General features: G+C 45.6%; 15 protein-coding genes. 8 read left to right on the top strand and 7 right to left on the bottom strand.

Features of this window, described 5'->3' with window-relative positions:
- Positions 1–109: 109 nt before the first annotated feature.
- The 4 genes from AC4E8B_RS03985 (at position 110) to AC4E8B_RS03970 (ending at position 6,749) form a co-directional block, all read left to right on the top strand.
- Entirely contained in the window at positions 110–2,206 is a 2,097-nt protein-coding gene (locus tag AC4E8B_RS03985; protein ID WP_490217168.1) for a DNA topoisomerase III, read from the top strand.
- A gap of 361 nt (positions 2,207–2,567) precedes the next feature.
- Positions 2,568–3,884: a short-chain fatty acid transporter gene (locus tag AC4E8B_RS03980; RefSeq protein ID WP_490217167.1), complete on the top strand. Its 1,317-nt coding sequence runs from the start codon at positions 2,568–2,570 to the stop codon at positions 3,882–3,884.
- Positions 3,885–3,990: 106 nt separating this feature from the next.
- Positions 3,991–5,271 (top strand): MDR family MFS transporter, encoded by a 1,281-nt coding sequence (locus AC4E8B_RS03975; protein ID WP_490217165.1) that lies wholly within the window; start codon positions 3,991–3,993, stop codon positions 5,269–5,271.
- Between the two features lie 245 nt (positions 5,272–5,516).
- A complete protein-coding gene (locus tag AC4E8B_RS03970) occupies positions 5,517–6,749 on the top strand; it encodes an aminopeptidase (protein WP_490217163.1) in 1,233 nt (410 codons plus the stop codon).
- Positions 6,750–6,904: 155 nt separating this feature from the next.
- On the opposite strand, the gene AC4E8B_RS03965 is transcribed toward AC4E8B_RS03970, so the two are convergent.
- Positions 6,905–8,086: a DUF4309 domain-containing protein gene (locus tag AC4E8B_RS03965; RefSeq protein ID WP_490217161.1), complete on the bottom strand. Its 1,182-nt coding sequence runs from the start codon at positions 8,084–8,086 to the stop codon at positions 6,905–6,907.
- A gap of 775 nt (positions 8,087–8,861) precedes the next feature.
- Here AC4E8B_RS03965 and AC4E8B_RS03960 point away from each other — a divergent pair.
- Entirely contained in the window at positions 8,862–9,140 is a 279-nt protein-coding gene (locus AC4E8B_RS03960; protein WP_490217160.1) for an acylphosphatase, read from the top strand.
- Between the two features lie 49 nt (positions 9,141–9,189).
- Here the strand turns inward: AC4E8B_RS03960 and panF are convergent, their stop codons facing one another.
- From panF to queF, 4 genes are all read right to left on the bottom strand, one after another.
- Positions 9,190–10,638 carry a sodium/pantothenate symporter gene (panF, locus tag AC4E8B_RS03955; RefSeq protein ID WP_490217159.1) on the bottom strand — a complete coding sequence of 483 codons (1,449 nt, stop codon included), beginning with the start codon at positions 10,636–10,638 and terminating at the stop codon, positions 9,190–9,192.
- Complete coding sequence (locus AC4E8B_RS03950; protein WP_490217158.1) at positions 10,635–10,925, bottom strand: YhdT family protein; 291 nt, start codon at positions 10,923–10,925, stop codon at positions 10,635–10,637. Before AC4E8B_RS03950 ends, panF begins: the two co-directional genes overlap by 4 nt.
- 468 nt (positions 10,926–11,393) lie before the next feature.
- On the bottom strand, positions 11,394–12,023 hold the full coding sequence (locus AC4E8B_RS03945) for a queuosine precursor transporter (RefSeq protein WP_490217157.1): 630 nt from the start codon (positions 12,021–12,023) through the stop codon (positions 11,394–11,396).
- A 15-nt stretch (positions 12,024–12,038) separates the two neighbouring features.
- The gene (gene queF / locus AC4E8B_RS03940; protein WP_009792185.1) at positions 12,039–12,536 is read right to left on the bottom strand and encodes a preQ(1) synthase; all 498 of its coding nucleotides are present in this window, start codon (positions 12,534–12,536) and stop codon (positions 12,039–12,041) included.
- 334 nt (positions 12,537–12,870) lie between these two features.
- On the opposite strand from queF, the gene mscL reads away from it, so the two are divergent.
- From mscL to AC4E8B_RS03925, 3 genes are all read left to right on the top strand, one after another.
- The gene (mscL, locus tag AC4E8B_RS03935; RefSeq protein WP_490217156.1) at positions 12,871–13,260 is read left to right on the top strand and encodes a large conductance mechanosensitive channel protein MscL; all 390 of its coding nucleotides are present in this window, start codon (positions 12,871–12,873) and stop codon (positions 13,258–13,260) included.
- A gap of 56 nt (positions 13,261–13,316) precedes the next feature.
- Positions 13,317–13,955: a Bax inhibitor-1/YccA family protein gene (locus tag AC4E8B_RS03930; protein WP_490217155.1), complete on the top strand. Its 639-nt coding sequence runs from the start codon at positions 13,317–13,319 to the stop codon at positions 13,953–13,955.
- A 338-nt stretch (positions 13,956–14,293) separates the two neighbouring features.
- Positions 14,294–14,713 carry an AhpC/TSA family protein gene (locus AC4E8B_RS03925; RefSeq protein ID WP_490217154.1) on the top strand — a complete coding sequence of 140 codons (420 nt, stop codon included), beginning with the start codon at positions 14,294–14,296 and terminating at the stop codon, positions 14,711–14,713.
- A 749-nt stretch (positions 14,714–15,462) separates the two neighbouring features.
- Here AC4E8B_RS03925 and AC4E8B_RS03920 read toward each other — a convergent pair.
- Together AC4E8B_RS03920 and AC4E8B_RS03915 are read right to left on the bottom strand one after the other, a co-directional pair.
- Positions 15,463–18,060, bottom strand: coding sequence for an ABC transporter permease (locus AC4E8B_RS03920; RefSeq protein ID WP_490217152.1), 2,598 nt, complete (start codon positions 18,058–18,060; stop codon positions 15,463–15,465).
- Positions 18,057–18,737, bottom strand: a complete 681-nt coding sequence (locus AC4E8B_RS03915) for an ABC transporter ATP-binding protein (RefSeq protein WP_490217151.1) — start codon at positions 18,735–18,737, stop codon at positions 18,057–18,059. Before AC4E8B_RS03915 ends, AC4E8B_RS03920 begins: the two co-directional genes overlap by 4 nt.
- Positions 18,738–19,023 lie beyond the last annotated feature (286 nt).

Genomic DNA, 19,023 nt, shown 5'->3' with positions numbered 1-19,023 from the left:
ATTTACTTTATATCCTTTTTAACGGGTTTCCATTCCGTTTGTCCATTACAATTTTTCCTGCGTTTCCGTTATACTTATAGAGGAAGCACAGATTTGAAAGGAGCACTACATGAAATCACTCGTACTTGCGGAAAAACCGAGCGTGGCCCGGGAAATTGCCCGTGTGCTCGGCTGTACGCAGACACATAAATCTTACATTGAAGGAAATAAATACATTGTCACCTGGGCGCTCGGCCATCTGGTTGAGCTGAAAATGCCTGAGAATTATGATACGAAATTCAAGCATTGGAATCTGGAAGATTTGCCGATCATCCCTGACCGGATGGGACTGAAGGTGATGAAGCAGACGAGCCACCAGTTCCGCGCCATTGACACGCTTTCCAAGCGGAAAGACATCAATGAAATCATCATCGCGACCGATGCAGGGCGTGAAGGCGAGCTTGTCGCCCGCTGGATCCTCGAGAAAATATATTGGAAAAAGCCAGTCAAGCGACTGTGGATTTCCTCTGTCACCGACCGTGCGATTAAAGAAGGTTTCCAGAGCCTGAAGCCCGGGGACCAGTTCCTTGCCCTTTACGACTCAGCGGTATGCCGTGCTGAAGCTGACTGGCTGATCGGATTGAATGTGACGCGGGCTTTGACTACGAAATACAATGATCCCCTGTCAGCAGGGCGTGTCCAGACACCGACGCTTGCCCTGATCATGGAAAGAGAGAAAATGATCCAGTCTTTCACACCGAAGGAATACTGGACCATTTCCGCCCATGTCGGACCGTTCAAGGCAGACTGGGAAAAGAATGGCGAGAAAAGGACGTTTTCCAAGGATACGGCAGAAGCGGTCGTTGCAAAGACAGATTCAGCAAAAGCGGTGATCCAGTCTATCAGCACCAAGGAAAAAAGCGAGCAGCAGCCGCTTCCTTATGACCTGACCGAGCTGCAGCGGGATGCCAATAAACGCTTTGGCTTTTCTGCGAAAAAGACATCCAATGTCCTGCAGCGACTGTATGAGCAATACAAGCTTGTCACCTATCCGCGGACAGATTCCCGCTACCTGACAACCGATATGGAAGCAACGATGCTGGACCGCCTGCATGGAATCGCCTCAGGCTACAGAGATGAAGTGAAGCCTCTCCTGGCCAAAAAAGGGAAGGTCCTTGCCAAGCGCGTGTTCAATAATGAAAAAGTGACCGATCACCATGCCATCATCCCGACCGAGGAGCGCCTTCATCTGAGCGATCTGGATAATGATGAGAAAAAGCTGTACGACATCATTGTCCGCCGCTTCCTGGCCCTTTTCCATGAGCCGTACAAATATGAAACAATCCAGGCTTCTTTTGACCTGAACGGCGAAACCTTCTCAACAAGAGAAACCGCCGTCATCGAAGAAGGCTTCCGGAAGGTGACAGGGAAAGGTGAAGAAAAGGACTTGAAGCTGAACCTTTCTTCCCTCTCAAAAGGCCAGACCCTGACGGTAAAATCAGTTTCTTCCGAACAGAAACTGACCGAGCCGCCTGCACGCTATACCGAGGCCGATATTTTATCGCAAATGGAGAAGTACAGCCTCGGCACACCGGCGACAAGGGCAGAGATCATCGAACGCCTGCTTTCCACTGAAGCTGTTGAACGCCAGAACGGCGGCCGCCTCCACCCTACAGGCAAGGGCAAGCAGCTGATGGACCTTGTGAACGAGGACCTGAAATCACCTGAGCTGACAGCGAAATGGGAACAGGAGCTTGAAGCGATTGCGCGCGGAAAAGCGAGCCCGAAGGAATTTTTGAAAAAAATCCGCCAGCAGACCCAGCAGCTGGTGTCCGAAATCAAGACAAGCGATAAATCGTACAGAGCCCATAATCTGACAGGGTCCAAATGTCCGGAATGCGGCTCCTTCCTGAAAGAGCGCAATACCAAGGAAGGTAAAGTGCTCGTCTGCTCGGATATGGAATGCAGCTACCGGAAGCGCAAAGATCCGAAGCTCTCCAACCGCCGCTGTCCGCAGTGCCATAAAAAGATGGAAATGCACAACGGAAAGGCCGGCACCTACTTCCAGTGCCGCCCATGCAATGTTGTTGAGAAGGCGCAGGATAAAAAGAAAAGCGTCAACAAGCGGGAAGAACGCAAGCTTGTCCAGAAATACAGCAATAACGATGACTCCTTCGGAACCAGCCTCGGCGACCTGCTGAAAGCGGCCATGAAGGACGACGATTGATGAAAAGACCCCGGCCGGCAGCGGCTGGGGTCTTTTATAATTGGCTAAGCTGTGCGGGTGTCCGGGTTAACTTGGATAAGAGAACGGGTGGTCCGAAGTTTCTGAAAAGCACTGTTATGACTGGCCTCCGAAGCTTTCGGAAAGGGATTCCGAGTTTTTTTTTCCGGCTCCGAATGAAGTTCCGAAAGCTTCGGAAGGTTTTAAAGAATTGTTAAACCTTCGGAAGGGGGCTGCGAATCTTTCGGAAGGCATCTTTGAGATTGCGACTAAAGCTATTCCCCTTCTTCTGCCCCACCACTTTTTAACGAATATTCCCATCACTTTGTCCATACTCTTCTACTAAAATGGAAGGAGTGATACGATGCTGACAAAACTGGCAGATCGATTTTCGAGACTGGTAGAAAGGTATTTACCGGATGCTTTTGTCATTGCTGTGCTGATGACTTTAGCAGTATTTGCTGCAGGTTTTTTGATGAAGCCGCAGGAGCCGATGGAGCTTGTTAAGTCTTTTGGGGATGGATTCTGGGTGTATCTGGCGTTTACGATGCAGATGGTTTTGCTGCTCATGACGGGGATGGCTCTCGCCTCGGTGCCTTTTGTACAAAAACTGCTTGCTGCTCTCTCTTCAAAAGCCCAAACCGCCGGCCAGGCTTATATTCTGACTTTCCTTGTGTCTTCGGCTGCTTATTATGTGAACTGGGGACTGGCGGTTGTTGTCGGCGCCATTATGGCGAGGGAAGTCGGCAGACGAAACCAGAATGCTCATTTTCCTTTGCTTGTTGCGGCTGCCTATGCACCGACCGTCCTGTATACCGCCGGGCTGTCCAGCTCTATCGGGTTGACTGTAGCGACGAAGGGCCATTTTCTTGAAGATTTGACCGGTGTAATCCCAACTTCAGAAACTATTTTCCACCCTGGCACCATTGCGATTTTTCTCGTGCTGCTGGCAACGATTCCGCTCTTCATCTATTTCATGGCCCCTAAGGAAGGGATTCTTCCCTATAAGCCGGCAGATGAGGCAAAGCCTGTAAAAAGTGCGGCAGCTTCTGAAGAAAGCACCCCTGTTTCCTCACTTGAGAAAACAAGAATATTAGGAAGTCTGATTGGAATCATCGGGCTCGGATATCTGGTTTATGAGTTTTGGAATGGCCGGGACATTGACTTGAATATAATCAATATTGCCTTTCTATCGCTCGGGCTCCTTTTCCACGGCTCCCTTTCCAGCTATGCTGCTGCGTTTAAGGATGCGGCCGGGGCGATATCGCCCATCATCCTGCAATTCCCTTTTTATGCGGGCATCATAGCCATGCTGGGCAGTTCCGGGATTGCCGAGTCGATGATTAACGGGATGGCTTCCATAGCCAGCAAAGATACCTTTGATATTTTTACCTACTGGTCAGCCGGTCTGGTGAATATCCTTGCTCCTTCTGGCGGAGGCCAATGGGCGCTTCAAGGTCCCCTGCAGGTTCCGGCCGGCCTCCAGCTTGGCGTCGATCCCGCAGTCACCGCGATGGCAGTCGGCTGGGGGGATGCCTGGACTAATTTGATCCAGCCTTTCTGGGCACTCCCGATTTTAAGTGTGGTCGGCTTGCATATCCGCCACATCATGGGATACTGCATCCTCCTCGCCGTCTGGGTTGGAGCCGTCACTACCGTTATGATGTTCTTTGTCTATTAAAACCCACATCCTCTCAGCAAAGGCCAATTACGTATCATTGCACCTGTCATTTTTTTCAAAAAAATAGTATGATAGCGTTATTGACCAGAGAAGTGAGGATTTCAGCATGAGAATCAGAGATTGGGATTTCAACTTGAAGGTGCGCCTGTTCGGCGAATCTTTGATGAATATTACGTTTTGGATGTTTTTTCCGTTTTTGACGATTTATTTTGCAGAGGCGTTCGGCAAGGGTAAGGCCGGCCTTCTGCTTATTTTATCGCAGGTGTTTTCTGTATTAGCGAACCTGATGGGCGGCTATTGCGCCGACCGTTTTGGCAGGAAGATGATGATGGTGATCTCCGCCTTCGGTCAGGGGATCTGCTTTATTCTGTTTGCAATCGCCAGCTCCCCTTCCATCGAATCCTACTGGCTTGGCTTTGTCTGCTTCACTTTTGTCGGGGTATTCGGCGCCTTCTACTGGCCGGCAAGCCAGGCGATGGTGGCCGATGTGGTCGAGGAAAAGCACCGCAGCGATGTATTCGCGATCTTTTATACCTCCATCAATATCGCAGTGGTGGTCGGGCCGATCCTTGGGGCCCTCTTTTACGTACAATACCGCTCACAGCTCCTTTTGATTGCCGGCATTGTCTGCATCCTGCTCGCCCTGATCCTCGCGAAATGGACGCGCGAAACGGTACCGGAGCATACAGCTGTAGCAGGAGAAAATGATAAATGGTACAGCTTCCTTGGTGCCCAGGTGAAGGATTACGGCATTATCTTCAGGGACAGGACCTTCCTTCTATTCATCATTGCAGGCGTCCTGGCCGCCCAGACATTCATGCAGCTGGACCTGCTGATCCCTGTTTATACGAAAGAAGCCGTCGACAACCAGTCCCTCTTCAGCATCGGAAGCTGGTCGTTCACTGTCCACGGCGAGCAGGCCTTTGGCGTCCTGCTCTCGGAAAATGGGTTTCTGGTGGCATTGTTCACAGTCGCTGTCACTAGATATGTAGCCAGATTTAAAGAGCGGAATGTCTTTGTCACCTCCTCCCTTTTCTATGCTGCCAGCATCATTATATTCGGGCAAACGCAGTGGATTTGGGGCCTGATCATCGCAATGGCCGTCTTTACTTTAGGAGAGCTGATGGCGGTCGGGCTTCAGCAGAGCTTTGTGTCGCGCATCGCCCCGGAGCATATGAGAGGCCAGTATTTCGCAGCAGCCAGCCTGCGTTTTACCGTCGGGAAAACAATCGCTCCCATTTCCATTCCGCTGACCGTCTGGATCGGCTATGATTGGACTTTTGCTATACTCGCAGTGCTCGCGGTATTAAGCGCATTTCTTTATTGGATCATGTTTGCAATATACGAAAAGCAGGAAAAGCAGCCTGCCGGAGAAACCTCCGTTTAACCCTAAGAGGGCCGGTGCCAGCCGGCCTTTTTTCTTTGCTTTGTGCGCCTGCCTCCTGGAGGCATCGTTTACAGCCATGATAGAAGTCATTTAAATGCTGCCACAGAACAGCGCATCCCCAGGCCGGCGCTCCGTTCCAGGCGCCTGCGCTGTTCTATGAAAAAAGGTATAGGACCAAACAGTTTCTTTTTCCCCCGGAAACCGATAAAATGTAGAGGAAGATTCTGAAAAAGGAGATACATAATATGAGCCAATTCCAGCAAAATCTCGAAAAATATGCCGAGCTTGCAGTCAAGGTCGGCGTCAATGTCCAGGAGGGCCAGACGCTCGTGATCAATGCAGCACTTGATGCAGCAGAGTTTGTCCGCCTTGCCGTAAAAAAAGCCTATGAAACAGGAGCAGCCAATGTGGTGGTCAACTGGTCTGATGATACAGTGACGCGCCTGAAATATGATCTTGCGCCTGACGAGTCTTTTACAGAGTATCCTGAGTTCCGCGCCAAAGAAATGGAAGACCTTGCAGAGAAGGGTGCTGCGTTCATGTCGATCGTATCTGCAAGCCCTGACCTTCTAAAAGGGGTTAAATCCGGGCGGATCGCCAAGTTCCAAAAAGCCGCAGGAAAAGCGCTGAGCAAATACCGCCGCTACGCACAGTCTGATAAGGTGAGCTGGACGGTCATCGCTGTCCCATCTGAAGGCTGGGCAGACAAAGTTTTCGCAGACGATCCTAAGGAAAGCCGCGTGGAAAAGCTTTGGGATGCCATCTTTAAAGCAACGCGCGCAGATCTTGATGATCCTGTGCAGGCTTGGAAGGACCATGACGCTTCCCTGCATGAAAAAGTCGATTACCTGAACAGCAAAGGATTTAAAAAGCTGCATTATACAGCGCCAGGCACTGACTTGACCATCGAGCTTCCTGAAAAGCATCTATGGGTCGGAGCAGGCAGCGTCAATGAAAAAGGCCACGAATTCATGGCTAATATGCCGACAGAGGAAGTCTTTACCGTTCCGCTTAAAACCGGTGTCAACGGGCATGTTTCCAGCACAAAGCCCCTCAGCTACGGCGGAAATATTATTGATAATTTCACGATTACCTTTGAAAACGGGCGCATTGTGGATGTGAAGGCTGAAGAAGGAGAAGAAATCCTGAAGCAGCTTGTTGAGACAGATGAAGGCTCACATTATCTTGGTGAAGTGGCCCTTGTGCCATTCAACTCGCCGATTTCACAGTCCAATCTGCTTTTCTACAACACATTGTTTGACGAAAATGCCTCCAACCACCTGGCAATCGGAAGCGCTTATGCATTCTGCATCGAGGGCGGCAAGAAAATGTCCTCTGAAGAGCTCGCTGAAAATGGCCTGAACGAAAGCCTTACACATGTCGACTTCATGATCGGCTCAGCCGAGATGAACATTGACGGCATTAAGGAAGACGGCCAGTCAGAGCCTGTTTTCCGCAAAGGCGACTGGGCATTTTAATCGCTATAACCAAAGGAAGCTGCCGGCCATCATGGCCCGCAGCTTTTTTGCTGTTAACGAAGTTGCAGCTTTTACCGTTCGTTGATCTGCCAGGTCCCTCCAGTGCTCCGTCCCGGCAAATCATGTTCCCGGGTGCCCCGGGGTGCTCCATTCTCTTAAAACTTCCTCAGCTGAACAGACTTTATTTTTCCTGACTGGTCTGCATACACATCAATATTGTATTTTCCGGCAGCATAGATCGCCAGCACTTCTGTTCCTCTCCTGCTCTCCCTGAAAGGGTCGCCGAACATTTTCTTGATATCTGAAATAGTGGACTGAAGACGGATTCCCGGAATTGATACGACTGCCACTTCCTGTGTGGCTTCATCATAAAAATACGTCACTTCCGGATATTTCAGATACGCATATTTGCCTTTTTTCCCTGCTTCTATAGAAGGAGGGCTTGCCTTTTTAACATCATTGATATTCGTGCCGATCGGATATTGGCTACCCGTCAGTATGCCTTGGGAGGCTTTATCAACAATGCCCTTTTCAAGCTGGATGTTGTAGAAAGGATGATAGTTCTCTTCGGCTGCGCTCCAGATTTTAAACCATTTCTCCCCTTCGCCCATGCCGTCTTTCATTGCAGAATCATTGTAGACCGTCTCGCTGACCTGATTGATCTCAAGCTTTTGCTTGTCAAATGCCCATGTTGAAAAAACCCATCCCTCGTTGTCATCAATGGACTGGACTGTCTGGATGTATTCCTGTTTGATTGCTTTGATTTCCGGTCCGAGTATGGAGTGAATTTCCTCACTGGACTGGACGTTTTTCAGCTCTCCATCCTGGATGCTGTACAGCTCTGCCGAGAACCGGCTGTCCCCCTCGGGCTGGACGATTGTGAGCAGGGTCTTATCACCAAGCTTAAGCGGATACGCCCCTTTCACCTCTTCATTGAAAACAAGCGGCAGGGATGAAAGTATATCCTGCTTAAAGGCAGATTTCGCCCCTTTTTTGGCCATATAGACTGAATAATTCCCTTCATGCACCGTATCCTGCTTATCTCCTAAAACACCTGCTTGTTCAAGCTTGACGGTTGTTTCATTTTCCGCATAAATATAGATTTCATAAGCCAGGCCTTCATCGGCCGCTTCCATGCGGTAAAGGGATTTTTCCCTGAGCCATGAAGTATCCTTTTTATCCTTGCCTTCTGTCTGGATCGTCAGGACAGCAGAATCGTCTTCCTGCTTCTCGGTTTTATTTGAAATTTCTTCTGCCAGTGATGTGTGGATCTGATTGCTGCATGCCGCGGTTACCATGGACAGCAGCATAAGCATTGCATATATAAGTTTATTCATTTTATCTCCCACTCATTTAAGTAGATTATTATGCCGGCTGACGCTTTATCCCTGTCATGGCCGGTCACATTTCTAAATGTTTAACAATAGCCATTTATATTCTACAAATCTGTTTTAACTGCTTTTTAAACAGTTTGTAATCTAATTGTAACATAAAAGCGGAAACTTTTTTAACCCCTTCTTTTACAGGCAGGTATTTCCATCATTTTTCTTTTGGGTCTTTTCCCATAGATCGCTGCTATGTTGCCATCCTTGTAAGACGTGATAAAATACGCTTTCAGGATGCGGTGTCTTCCCTGCCCAGCCATAAAAGAGCTGACCTTTCCGGACCCATTGACAGGTTGAAAAATAAGCGGAGAAATTTCACCTATCTTCGAAAAAACTCAAAAAATAGCTCATATAGACGGAGAAATTCCGGCTATCGACTCAAAAAACAGGAAAATGGGCCACTTCGCTCCGCACAACCGGAAATTCTCCGCTTATAAACACCCATCCATGCCATATTCAGCAGCCTAACCGGAAATTCTCCGCTTATTTTAAGGCTTGCTGGCCACTCATATCAGGTCTGCAATTCCATAAAATGTAAATTAATGATTGTTATATTTAAAAGCAGCAATCTTTACGAAAAAAGCCTTCTTTTTTAAAGACTATCTATATCATTCGTTATGCCAGAAAATTTTATGGGGGTCGTCCTTTATTTTTTCCGTCCTCTTGAATATTGCATTAGCCTGCCTTTTATGGGACGATGTAGGTAATTATGGTGCCGGAGGAGAAGATGATGATCCATTTGAACATAATAGTTTCCGGAAAGGTGCAGGGAGTGGGGTTCCGCTTTTTTGCACAGAGAAAAGCTGTTCAATACGGCATCAATGGCTGGGTGCGCAACCTGGATGACGGTTCTGTGGAAATCCGGGCAATGGGAGACAAAAAGCAGATGGATTCTTTTATGAGGGATTTGAAAAGAGGGAACCCTTTTTCGACGATCGATCATATGCAAGTGGATGAACTGGATGGACAGGGCGGACTGTCTTCTTCTTTTAAAATAAAATATTAGCATATACATAAAAAGACGGGACTGGCTATTAAAGCTGTCCCGTCTTTTTTCAGGCTGTCTGCCCGATATCTTTCTGTGCTGTCCCGGCCGTCAGCATGCTGATGAGCATGTAGGCGGCAAAAGACAGGATGATCGGCAGGATGAGTGTGTTCATGCCAAAGGCGTTCGGATAGTACGTATAAAAAAGGATATACGAGACTACCCCGGTAAGCATGGAGGCAATGGCTCCATGCTTATTTCCCCTGCTCCAGTACAGGCCGAGAACGACCGGCCAAATGAAGGCGGCCTCAAGCCCTCCAAAAGAGAACAGATTGAGCCAGATGATCAGATCCGGCGGACTGAGCGCCATCAGGCAGACCAGGATCCCGAGGACCGTTGTAACGCCGAGGCTCAGCTTCTTAACCGTCCCTTCACTTGCATCAGGCTTGATATAATTCAGATACACATCCTTCACGACAGCCGAGCTGACGAGGAGGAGCAGGGAATCGACAGTCGACATGATTGCTGCCATCGGGGCGGCCAACACCACCCCTGCCAGCCACGGAGGCAGGACCTCCATCGCGATGAGCGGCATTACCTTGTCCCCTACCTCAATACCAGGCAGGATCGGACGCGCGAACACGCCGATCAGATGCATGCCAAGCATGATGAAGCCGACCACAAAGGTGCCGATGATGATCGCCCTGTGCATGGCCCGGGAGTTTTTGTAGCTCATCGCCCGGACAGTCACCTGCGGCAGTCCGACCACTCCGACGCCTACAAGAATCCAGAAGGAAGAAACATAGAGCGGTGACAGTCCGCCATCAAATCCATACGGAGAAACTAGCCCCGGATTTTCCGTCCTTAGGTCTGTGATGATATTTCCAATCCCGCCGCCGGCAATAATGACGGCAATAAGAAGGATCAAGGTCCCAACAAACATGATGACACCCTGGACCGCATCTGTCACAGCCACGGCCCTGAAGCCGCCGATGATAACATAAACAAGAACCGATGCAGCAAAAATGAACAGGGCAGTCCCATAAGAAAGGCCTGTCAGTGACTCGATCAGGCGGGCGCCGCCGACCCACTGGGCAGCCATGGAAGCGAACAGGAAAATGATGATGCTGATCGCTGACAGCAGCACCACCCATTTGCTTTGATACCGTTCTTTCAAAAAGTCGATCAGTGTGACTGCATTATACTGCCTGGCGACAATCGCAAATTTCTTCCCGAGCACCATCAGCACAAAATAGCCTGTCACAAGCTGTGACATTGCAAGCAGCACCCAGCCGAGCCCCTGGGTGTAGGCGACCCCGGGTCCGCCGATGAAGCTGCTGGCGCTGCCGTAAGTGGCGATCATCGTCATTGCCAGGATGAATCCGCCCAGCTCCCTTCCGCCGAGGAAATATTCCTGCAGAAAAGAATGGCTTGTCCTGACATGCCTGCTCGCCCAAAAGCCTACCAGAAAAATGCCGATCAGGAACACAAGAAGCGGGATAATGACACTTATATTCATTCCGCCTTCCCCCCTTCTTCTCCCTCATCGAAAGGAACCTCTTTAAACAGAAACTTCACGGCTGCCCAAACAAGGACAAATACAACGGCAAATCCTGCCACACAGCTATAGAAAAACCAGGCAGGCAGCCCCATGATATATGTATATTCTTCAACAGGCCCTGACCCCATGCCATATGCAAAGCCAAACCACCATACAAAATTAAAAAGGACAAGACCGATACCGATCCAGGCTTCCCTCTTCGCCACCTTAAAACGGGGATCCTTCCCCCCGGCTTTATTATCCAAGTCCTTTCCCCCCTCTTTCCATTATCCTTCACCTTAAAATTAAGAATTATTTCCAACTTGATTGTAAACGAAAAACACCAAATCAGAAACAAAAACTTGGTTTCGGTGCCAGGCACCGCGGTGGACACTTTTGCCCTTTTTGTCTTTTCGCGGTGCCAGGTACCGTCCGTGGACACTTTGGCCACATTTGTCTTTTTACAGTACCAGGTACCCTCTATGGACACTTGACCACATTTGTCTTTTTACGGTGCCTGGTACCCTCCGTGGACACTTTTGCCACATTTGTCTTTTCACGGTACCAGGCACCGCCCGTGGACACTTCGGCCGCATTTGTCTTTTCACGGTGCCAGGCACCGTCCATGGACACCTCGGCTATGATTGTCCTTTTATGTTACCTGGCACTACCAGTTGGAACCATTAAAAAACAGCCCCCGGAAAGAGGCTGTTTTCATGACGCAGATTCTGCTGTCAGCCTGCCAGCTCGGCAGGCTGCCTTTTTTCTTTCCTGGCCATGCTGACCAGCAGGTAAACCAGCGGTGTGTCGATCAGAGCAACAAGGAACTTAAAGACATATTGAGTTCCAATCATCGCCAGCAGAGCTCCTGCAGGCATTGTGCCGTAAAAGGCGATCAGAATGAAAACAGATGTATCGATCAGCTGGCTTGAAACTGTGGACAGATTATTGCGGATCCACAATTTCTTACTGCCATGCTTTTCCTTCAGTTTATGGAAGACGTACACATCAAGGTTTTGGCTGACCAAATATGAGATGAGGCTCGCAATGGTGATGCGAAAGCTGCCGCTTAAGATCGTCTCGAATTCAGCCTGCGCCCCGAAGAATGGGGCAGAAGGCAGATTGATTGCCGCAAAAATGAATACGGCTGACAGAAGCTGGGTTACAAACCCGGCGAGCACGGTCTTCCGTGCCGCTTCTTTTCCATAAACCTCACCGATGATATCGGTGATTGGATACGTAAACACATACACAATCACTGCCGCCGGCAAAACAGCCCAGGATCCCAGGCTGAACAGCTTGACGGCAAGAATATTGGATAATATAAGCAGGCCGGCAAATGCGGCATTCAAATATAATAGCAAAATGTCTGTCTCCTTTTAGCGGTTGTCGATGGTTTCAGGATACAGATCATGGTTCATCATCCTGTATTCCGCCATCTTTTCATATTTTGTACCGGGTTTTCCGTAATTCGTGTAAGGATCGATGGAGATGCCGCCGCGCGGAGTGAATTTGCCCCACACCTCGATATAGCGGGGATCCATCAGTTCAATCAGATCATTCATGATGATATTCATGCAGTCTTCATGGAAATCGCCATGATTGCGGAAGCTGAACAAATACAGCTTCAGTGACTTGCTCTCTACCATTCTCTGATCAGGGATATAGCTGATATAAATCGTCGCAAAATCCGGCTGCCCCGTTTTCGGGCACAAGCTTGTGAACTCCGGGCAGTTGAATTTAACAAAATAATCGCGGTTCGGGTGCTTATTATCAAAAGCCTCCAGGATGGAAGGCGAGTATTCAAACAAATACTGTGTCCCCTGATTGCCAAGCAAAGTAACATCTTTCAATTCTTCATCTTTTCTTCCAGACATAGAAAAAAGCCTCCTTATATGGTACTGCACATACAAGAGAGGCTCCCCGGATATAAAAAATCAGCCTGAAAAAAATTAAAACCATATCCTCGGGGATATGGTTGATTAGTTTCATCAAAGCCATAGTTTTTTATAGAGGGTTTACTGCTATGAACCTCTCCTGCATGATGCAGGAATGTCGTATATTTTTTTGTCCTCTGTAACTATAGTGAAAAAGCCCGGTTCTGTCAATACCATACATATAAGCTTCTCTCTCCTTAACAATCGGACGTTTTAAAAGTATAATACCTTTATCGTTATACAACTTGATCAAAGAAAGAAAGGAATGACCTATATGCTGAAGGAATTCAAGAAATTTGCCATCAAAGGCAATGTGGTCGATCTGGCAGTCGGGGTCATCATCGGCGGAGCTTTTGGAAAAATCGTCACCTCGCTCGTCAATGATATTGTGATGCCATTTCTCGGCCTGCTGACTGGCGGAGTCGATTTTTCTGAGCGTTCTGTAAAAATCGAGGACGCTACCATTAAATACGGTGCTTTCATCCAATCTATCATTGATTTTGTGATCATCGCTTTTTCCATCTTCCTCTTCGTCCGCTTCATCACCCGCCTGAAGAGCAAGCAAGAACAAGAAAAACAAGTCGAGGAATCACCTAAGATCGATGCGAAGGAAGAACTGCTGAAAGAAATCCGCGATCTTTTAAAAGAAGAAAAAATGAATTGAAACCTAATCCATTTTACCGCGTATAAAAGGTATTCAATTTTAATGAGGTGAAACATATGTATGCACAAACTGCCAGCACCGGCTATCTTCCATCTGTTTTAAGAGCCTTTGCCCTGTCACTGGCATTTGCCTTTCTCGGGACGATGGCTGGCGTCTATATCCCTCCGGCGCTGTTCCTGCCGCTCGTCATCCTTGAGCTGGCCATGCTGATCGGAGCGTTCTTTTTAAGAAGGAAAAAAGCGATTTCCTACACTTTTCTTTACAGCTTCACCTTTATTTCCGGTATTACAACGTATCCGATCATTGCGCATTATATTGCGACAGCAGGTGCTAATACCGTCCTGATGGCCGTCGGAACGACAGCTGTTGTATTTGGCGGACTTGCTTTTTATGCAACCACAACCAAGCGTGACCTCTCATTTCTCGGCGGGATGCTGATGGCTGCCCTGCTGGCTCTGATCTGCATCTCCATTTTCCATATGATCTGGCCGTTAAGCTCCACAGCACTGCTCGCTTTTTCCTTTATCGGCGTGCTAGTCTTCAGCGGCTATGTCCTGTTTGACTTCAACAGGATGAAGCAGTACGGAGTGAGTGCGGAAGAAGTGCCGCTCATGGCGCTGAATCTGTATCTTGATTTTATCAACCTGTTTATCAATATTCTTAGGATCTTCGGCATTCTTGCCAGTGATGACTAAGAAAATAATGCGCCTTGATTCTGTACAAGAATCGGGCGCTTTTTTATGTTAATCTTTCGAGTCCGGCAGATACGCAGACTACAAGAGTTCCTTACCTGCCGCGCTTTTATGCGCAGCACACCCGAGCCCTCTTTTTTGCCCATTTCCCCCTCTTCCGTTATGATAGAGCTAATTCTTAAAAAATTTGTTCTGAAAGAGGGATGGGTATGGATTACCAATTGGAGATCCCCGGTTCGCAGGATACGGTTACCTTGGGTGAGGCAATCAGCGGGCAGGATACGATGCTCGTTTTTGTCCGCCACCTTGGCTGACCGGTCTGCAGGGAATATCTCTCGCAGTTGCGTGAGCGCATAGCAGAAATTGAAGATAGAAAGTTTCACGTGAAAATCGTTGCGCCTTCCAAAGGGGCGTTCATTGAACAGTTCCTGGAGCATTTCGGGCCGTTTCCTTTTCCGATCTACGGAGACCCGTCGAGGGCAGCTTATAGAGGGATGGGCCACGAGACGATGCCGAAGTGGAAGCTCCTTGCTAAGGCCGGGTTTGGATTTGTGACCGGCCAGGTGAAAGGCTTTATCCCGGATGAAGAAAAACAGAAGCAATTTGTGATGAAATCGATGAAGACGCAGGATGTTTATATTCAGGGCGGTACATGGCTATATTCATCACAGGGTGAGTTGCTGTGGAAGCATATTGATCCTTCGCCGGAAAAACATGCCGGCATTGATGAGGTCTTGGCGGTCATTGACAGGCGGGGCTGAGAGCTGCAAAATGACGCGCCTTCACATTTGTAACGGGTTTTCTGGTGAGGTACAAAATGTTAAATAGCAGACAAATCACACAGCAAATCACACAAATTCAACAAACAAATCACAGTATATTTGCAGTCAAAAAGGCTTAGAGTATTTTCAACTCTAAGCCTTTTTTGTAATAACTTGTTACACTAAAGCACCCGTTAGTTTAAGTACATTTAATCACAAACTACGTTTCTTATTAAAGGAATGCTGCCCATAAGGGGTGGCGGTTTGGCAGCTGTGCTTAGACTTCAACCACTTTTTAGCTAAAAACAATAAGTCTCGCCGCATACATTATTTACCTTGCCTCAAAGAAATTACCATATTTATTTCTAATACCTTATTAGACTAACCTACCGCTCATTCTCATCCATTATTGGTTCCTCTTCATAAGGTCTTTCTTAGAAATTCCTTTCTACTTTCACCCTTACTACTTAATATTTTGTATAATTCAACTTTATTTACCGTACTTCCAACCCAAAATAGAAACTAACAAACCCACAGCTGAAATATAGAAACCAAACTGTACTGCAGAACCGCTCGATGATAGCATAAACGCTATTGCAAAAAGTATAATTGAAATGCCCATAAGCATGGTACGCATAATTAGATCTCCCCCTTGATAAATCCTTATCTTTGTGACCATTTTGATTAGATCCCTGTAGTCAAGTCAATGAAATTGAGTAACTGATTATTAATTAACAGAAATAAGCCCACTATTTTTTTATTCCTACCATGGGAGCTATTCTTGCAGCCATTTCTGCAGGTATTAAAGAACCAATGACACCCGAAACTACTGGCAAAATGATAGGCAGAATTAAATAGACTAAGTAACTATCTACGCTAATTTCGCTATATGTTAACCATATCAAAACTAGGGATAAACCGAGACTTAAAATACCTGAAAATACTCCGATAAATACCCCTTCATAAATTACAAGTTTACGAACCATACTGTTATCCCATCCAACGGCTTTTAACAGTGAGATTTCCGGCTTCCTCTCAGTAACATTCTGCCACATTATTTCTGCTATTATCAGAATAGCCATGACAATAGCAATAATGGATGCTACGTAATGAAAAGTACTTATTTCCAACGCAACATACTCGCCTAGGTAAGATGTATACATAACCCCTTCTAGTTTGTATGTAATAACAATGAAATTAACAAGAAGAGTTACAGGTATGGCTAATGCAATGATAGAGACAATTGTTCTCCAGGTCTTCCCGAATAAATATTGGAGTGCAATACCAAAGATTGTGTTGGAATAAAATAACCGTTTCATAGTCAGGGTGATTTCACCCGTTTTTAATGCTTCATACGGTTCTATATTTCCAACTAATTTTGCTGGCCAAAGACTACCCAAAAAGTAGATTAAAAGACCAGCAAATCCGGTTAACAAGGAGAGAATTAATGAGAATTCGGTCTTTAAAACAAGATGTAAAACAAATTGAGAGATACAAATTGTAATAAAGGCTATACTCCCCAACAGAAAGGATTCTAGTATTAATATTTTTTTTAATTGAGAAGTGCTCCATCCAAGAGCCAGTAACAAAGCATATTGTTTTCGGTTAGTTAAAAATGCAATTAATCGTGTCATAATGACATAGACTATTGCAACCAGCAAGACTGTTAAAATAATGCTTGAATAGCCAAGCTTTGTCTCTTTTAAAATTGTAAACGCAGCCCCCAAATTTATCCACGGTTGTTCAATCCAGCCTAAAGCTGGAACACTGTTATTTTCTGGAATAAAAGATAATACTGATTGCGGTGAGGACCCCAAAGTAATCTTTACTTTTAATCCTGTTTTTTTAGTTATTAAAGAAGCAATATCTTCTAGCTTTTCATGAGAGGTGCTCTCCAATTTGTCTGCACCCTTTACTTTAATTCGTATTGCAGAAATAGGTTCTTTACCTTGTAAAGCTGAGATTTCACTTGCAGCTTCAATGGTTGTAAGTACAGTGGGGGGTTGTAAAAGAAAATCAACTGGATTGTTGGTTGCTGTAAGATCCACAGGAGGATTGATCGGTTTTCCATCTTCGTCCAATACCAACTTAGCTGAAGCAGGGCGATAGGTATCTAAGGGAAGTTCAGTCAATGGATCCTTTGCAACATTCAACTCTTCTGGGTGGTATGCCCCCACAATACTTAAATTTAAGCGTATATAGTCATTTAGATCCTTTATTTTCTCAACTTCTCGGAAGGCGTAGGTTCGATCTTGAGCCCAAGGTAATACCGTATCTTGAGTTTCTAACGAATAGGCAGACTCCCAACGTTCAGGAAATGGACTTTGAATGTTTTTATAAACCAATGGCCCAATTTTTTCCCCTAACACGGTTGTTGTATTTAAATACTTTCCACTTGAATCGTTTTCCTTTTGACCTAGTAATCCATTGTAAATGGCTTTATATGCTTCTTGTGAAGAATAAGTATTACTTGTAATCTTTTTTGATTCCAAACTCTTTAAATAGTTCACTCCGCCTTTATCTCGGATACTTTTCATTAACTCATTTATTTGGGACTGTTCCTTTGGAAAATCCAGTTCTAGTTTCTCCAATTGATATTTATACTTTGTTTCCGAGAAAGGTTGAGAACTTAAAAGAAGGGGGATTTGTATTTGATTTGCATTTTTATCAATTATGAAGGGTTTGTCATTCTCGCTAAAATATTGGGTGGACGCCTTATCAAGCCCTACCAATTTAGCTTCTTGCTGCGGGTCTATTCCAACTAATAAGTTTCTGCTTGTTATAACATGGTTTCCAGCATAAGATTGCCAAGGGAGAGCTCCAAAAGTTTCTGAAGGATTTTCCTTTGTACTAATGCCCGGATGCCAAGAGCCGGCTACTAAATACTTTGTATGGAGCGCTTGGATACGTGTATGGTAGCCGTTATCAACAGTCTCTATGTATTCTAGTTTATAAATTCCATTATCATTTTCAGGAGGAGTAAAGCTCCCCATTTGAACACTTAAGGGCAAATCTCCAAGGATTGCAATGGGAGCTGCTACCTCTATATCTTCCACATCTTTAATTTGCTGATATTGTTCAAGACTAATTCCACCTGTAACCCCGCTCATAAAATTTGGCTCTAACAATCCTTTATCTTCAGCTGAGGAACCATTTCCTTGGGGGAGTACAACCATATGATAAGAAGTCTTCCAATTTTGTTCGATAGTATTTTTCACAGTTCCCTTATTCGTTTCAGTTAAGCTTACTAACGTACTTAAACCTATGCTTATTACCAAAATTCCAACAATCAAAAGGATTAATCTTTCTCTATGTCTAAACCAATTTCTTAGGATTATAGAAATCATAAGGGTATCCTCTTCTTATCTGTAATCACTACTCCATCTTGTAACTCAATAGTTCTATTTGACATGTTTGCCAGGTTTATATCATGAGTAACAAAAATAACTCCACACTTCTTTTCTTTGTTTAGCTTTTTTAGTAACTGAAACATATCTAAACTTGTTTTTGAATCAAGATTACCGGTAGGCTCATCAGCCAAAATCCAATCTGGTTCGTTTATTAATGCTCTTGCGATTGCTACCCTCTGCTGTTGTCCACCTGACAACTGAGAGGGAAAGGAACTTAACTTGTTTTCCAGACCCATATCAGTTAGTAGCATTTTAGCTTTTTCTATCTTATCAATTTTATTCTTTTTCGGAATAGTCGGTAATAAAACGTTTTCCAAGGAATTAAGAGTAGGTAGAAGATTATACTGTTGAAAAACAAAACCTACATGTTCCGAGCGAAATTCTGATAACCTTTTTGAGTTTAAACTAGTAATATCTTCTTCCTTAAAAAGGATGGCTCCATTTGTTGGTTTATCTAATGTCCCTAATATACTCAGTAAAGTAGACTTCCCTGATCCTGAAGGTCCTACAACAGAGATAAAGTCTCCCTCATTAAACAGCAGGTTGATATTATTAAGAACTGGAACACCTTGAAATCCCTTATTAATATTTTTTAACTGAATATCTTTTAGCATCGTTTTTCTCCTTATTAAACACTTTGAAATCAACTATTGCTGGTTAACACACTACAAATTTGTATTAAATAGTAAAAACGTTATTATTAAGGCTTGTGCAAAGCAAATAATTGGATGATAATAACTACCCGTAAACTATATTACCATAAAAACCCATATAGTTCTTGGAGTTCTTCTCAAAATAAAAATGCTGCATCTGCAGCATTTTGTTTGTATAGTTCTCGTTTTAACTCCCTTTCGCATAATTCCTATTCAACAAACCTGCCCCTTTTATGATATAAGAAAA

It is taken from the genome of Bacillus sp. SRL543 (assembly GCF_984799205.1).
This window is presented reverse-complemented; position numbering and strand designations above follow the sequence as displayed.

Bases quoted from the DNA above. Each gene is read 5' to 3' on its own strand.
- AC4E8B_RS03985 (WP_490217168.1), top strand. From the start codon at position 110: ATGAAATCACTCGTACTTGCGGAAAAACCGAGCGTGGCCCGGGAAATT.
- AC4E8B_RS03980 (WP_490217167.1), top strand. From the start codon at position 2,568: ATGCTGACAAAACTGGCAGATCGATTTTCGAGACTGGTAGAAAGGTAT.
- AC4E8B_RS03975 (WP_490217165.1), top strand. From the start codon at position 3,991: ATGAGAATCAGAGATTGGGATTTCAACTTGAAGGTGCGCCTGTTCGGC.
- AC4E8B_RS03970 (WP_490217163.1), top strand. From the start codon at position 5,517: ATGAGCCAATTCCAGCAAAATCTCGAAAAATATGCCGAGCTTGCAGTC.
- AC4E8B_RS03965 (WP_490217161.1), bottom strand. From the start codon at position 8,086: ATGAATAAACTTATATATGCAATGCTTATGCTGCTGTCCATGGTAACC.
- AC4E8B_RS03960 (WP_490217160.1), top strand. From the start codon at position 8,862: ATGATGATCCATTTGAACATAATAGTTTCCGGAAAGGTGCAGGGAGTG.
- panF (WP_490217159.1), bottom strand. From the start codon at position 10,638: ATGAATATAAGTGTCATTATCCCGCTTCTTGTGTTCCTGATCGGCATT.
- queF (WP_009792185.1), bottom strand. From the start codon at position 12,536: ATGTCTGGAAGAAAAGATGAAGAATTGAAAGATGTTACTTTGCTTGGC.
- mscL (WP_490217156.1), top strand. From the start codon at position 12,871: ATGCTGAAGGAATTCAAGAAATTTGCCATCAAAGGCAATGTGGTCGAT.
- AC4E8B_RS03930 (WP_490217155.1), top strand. From the start codon at position 13,317: ATGTATGCACAAACTGCCAGCACCGGCTATCTTCCATCTGTTTTAAGA.
- AC4E8B_RS03920 (WP_490217152.1), bottom strand. From the start codon at position 18,060: ATGATTTCTATAATCCTAAGAAATTGGTTTAGACATAGAGAAAGATTA.
- AC4E8B_RS03915 (WP_490217151.1), bottom strand. From the start codon at position 18,737: ATGCTAAAAGATATTCAGTTAAAAAATATTAATAAGGGATTTCAAGGT.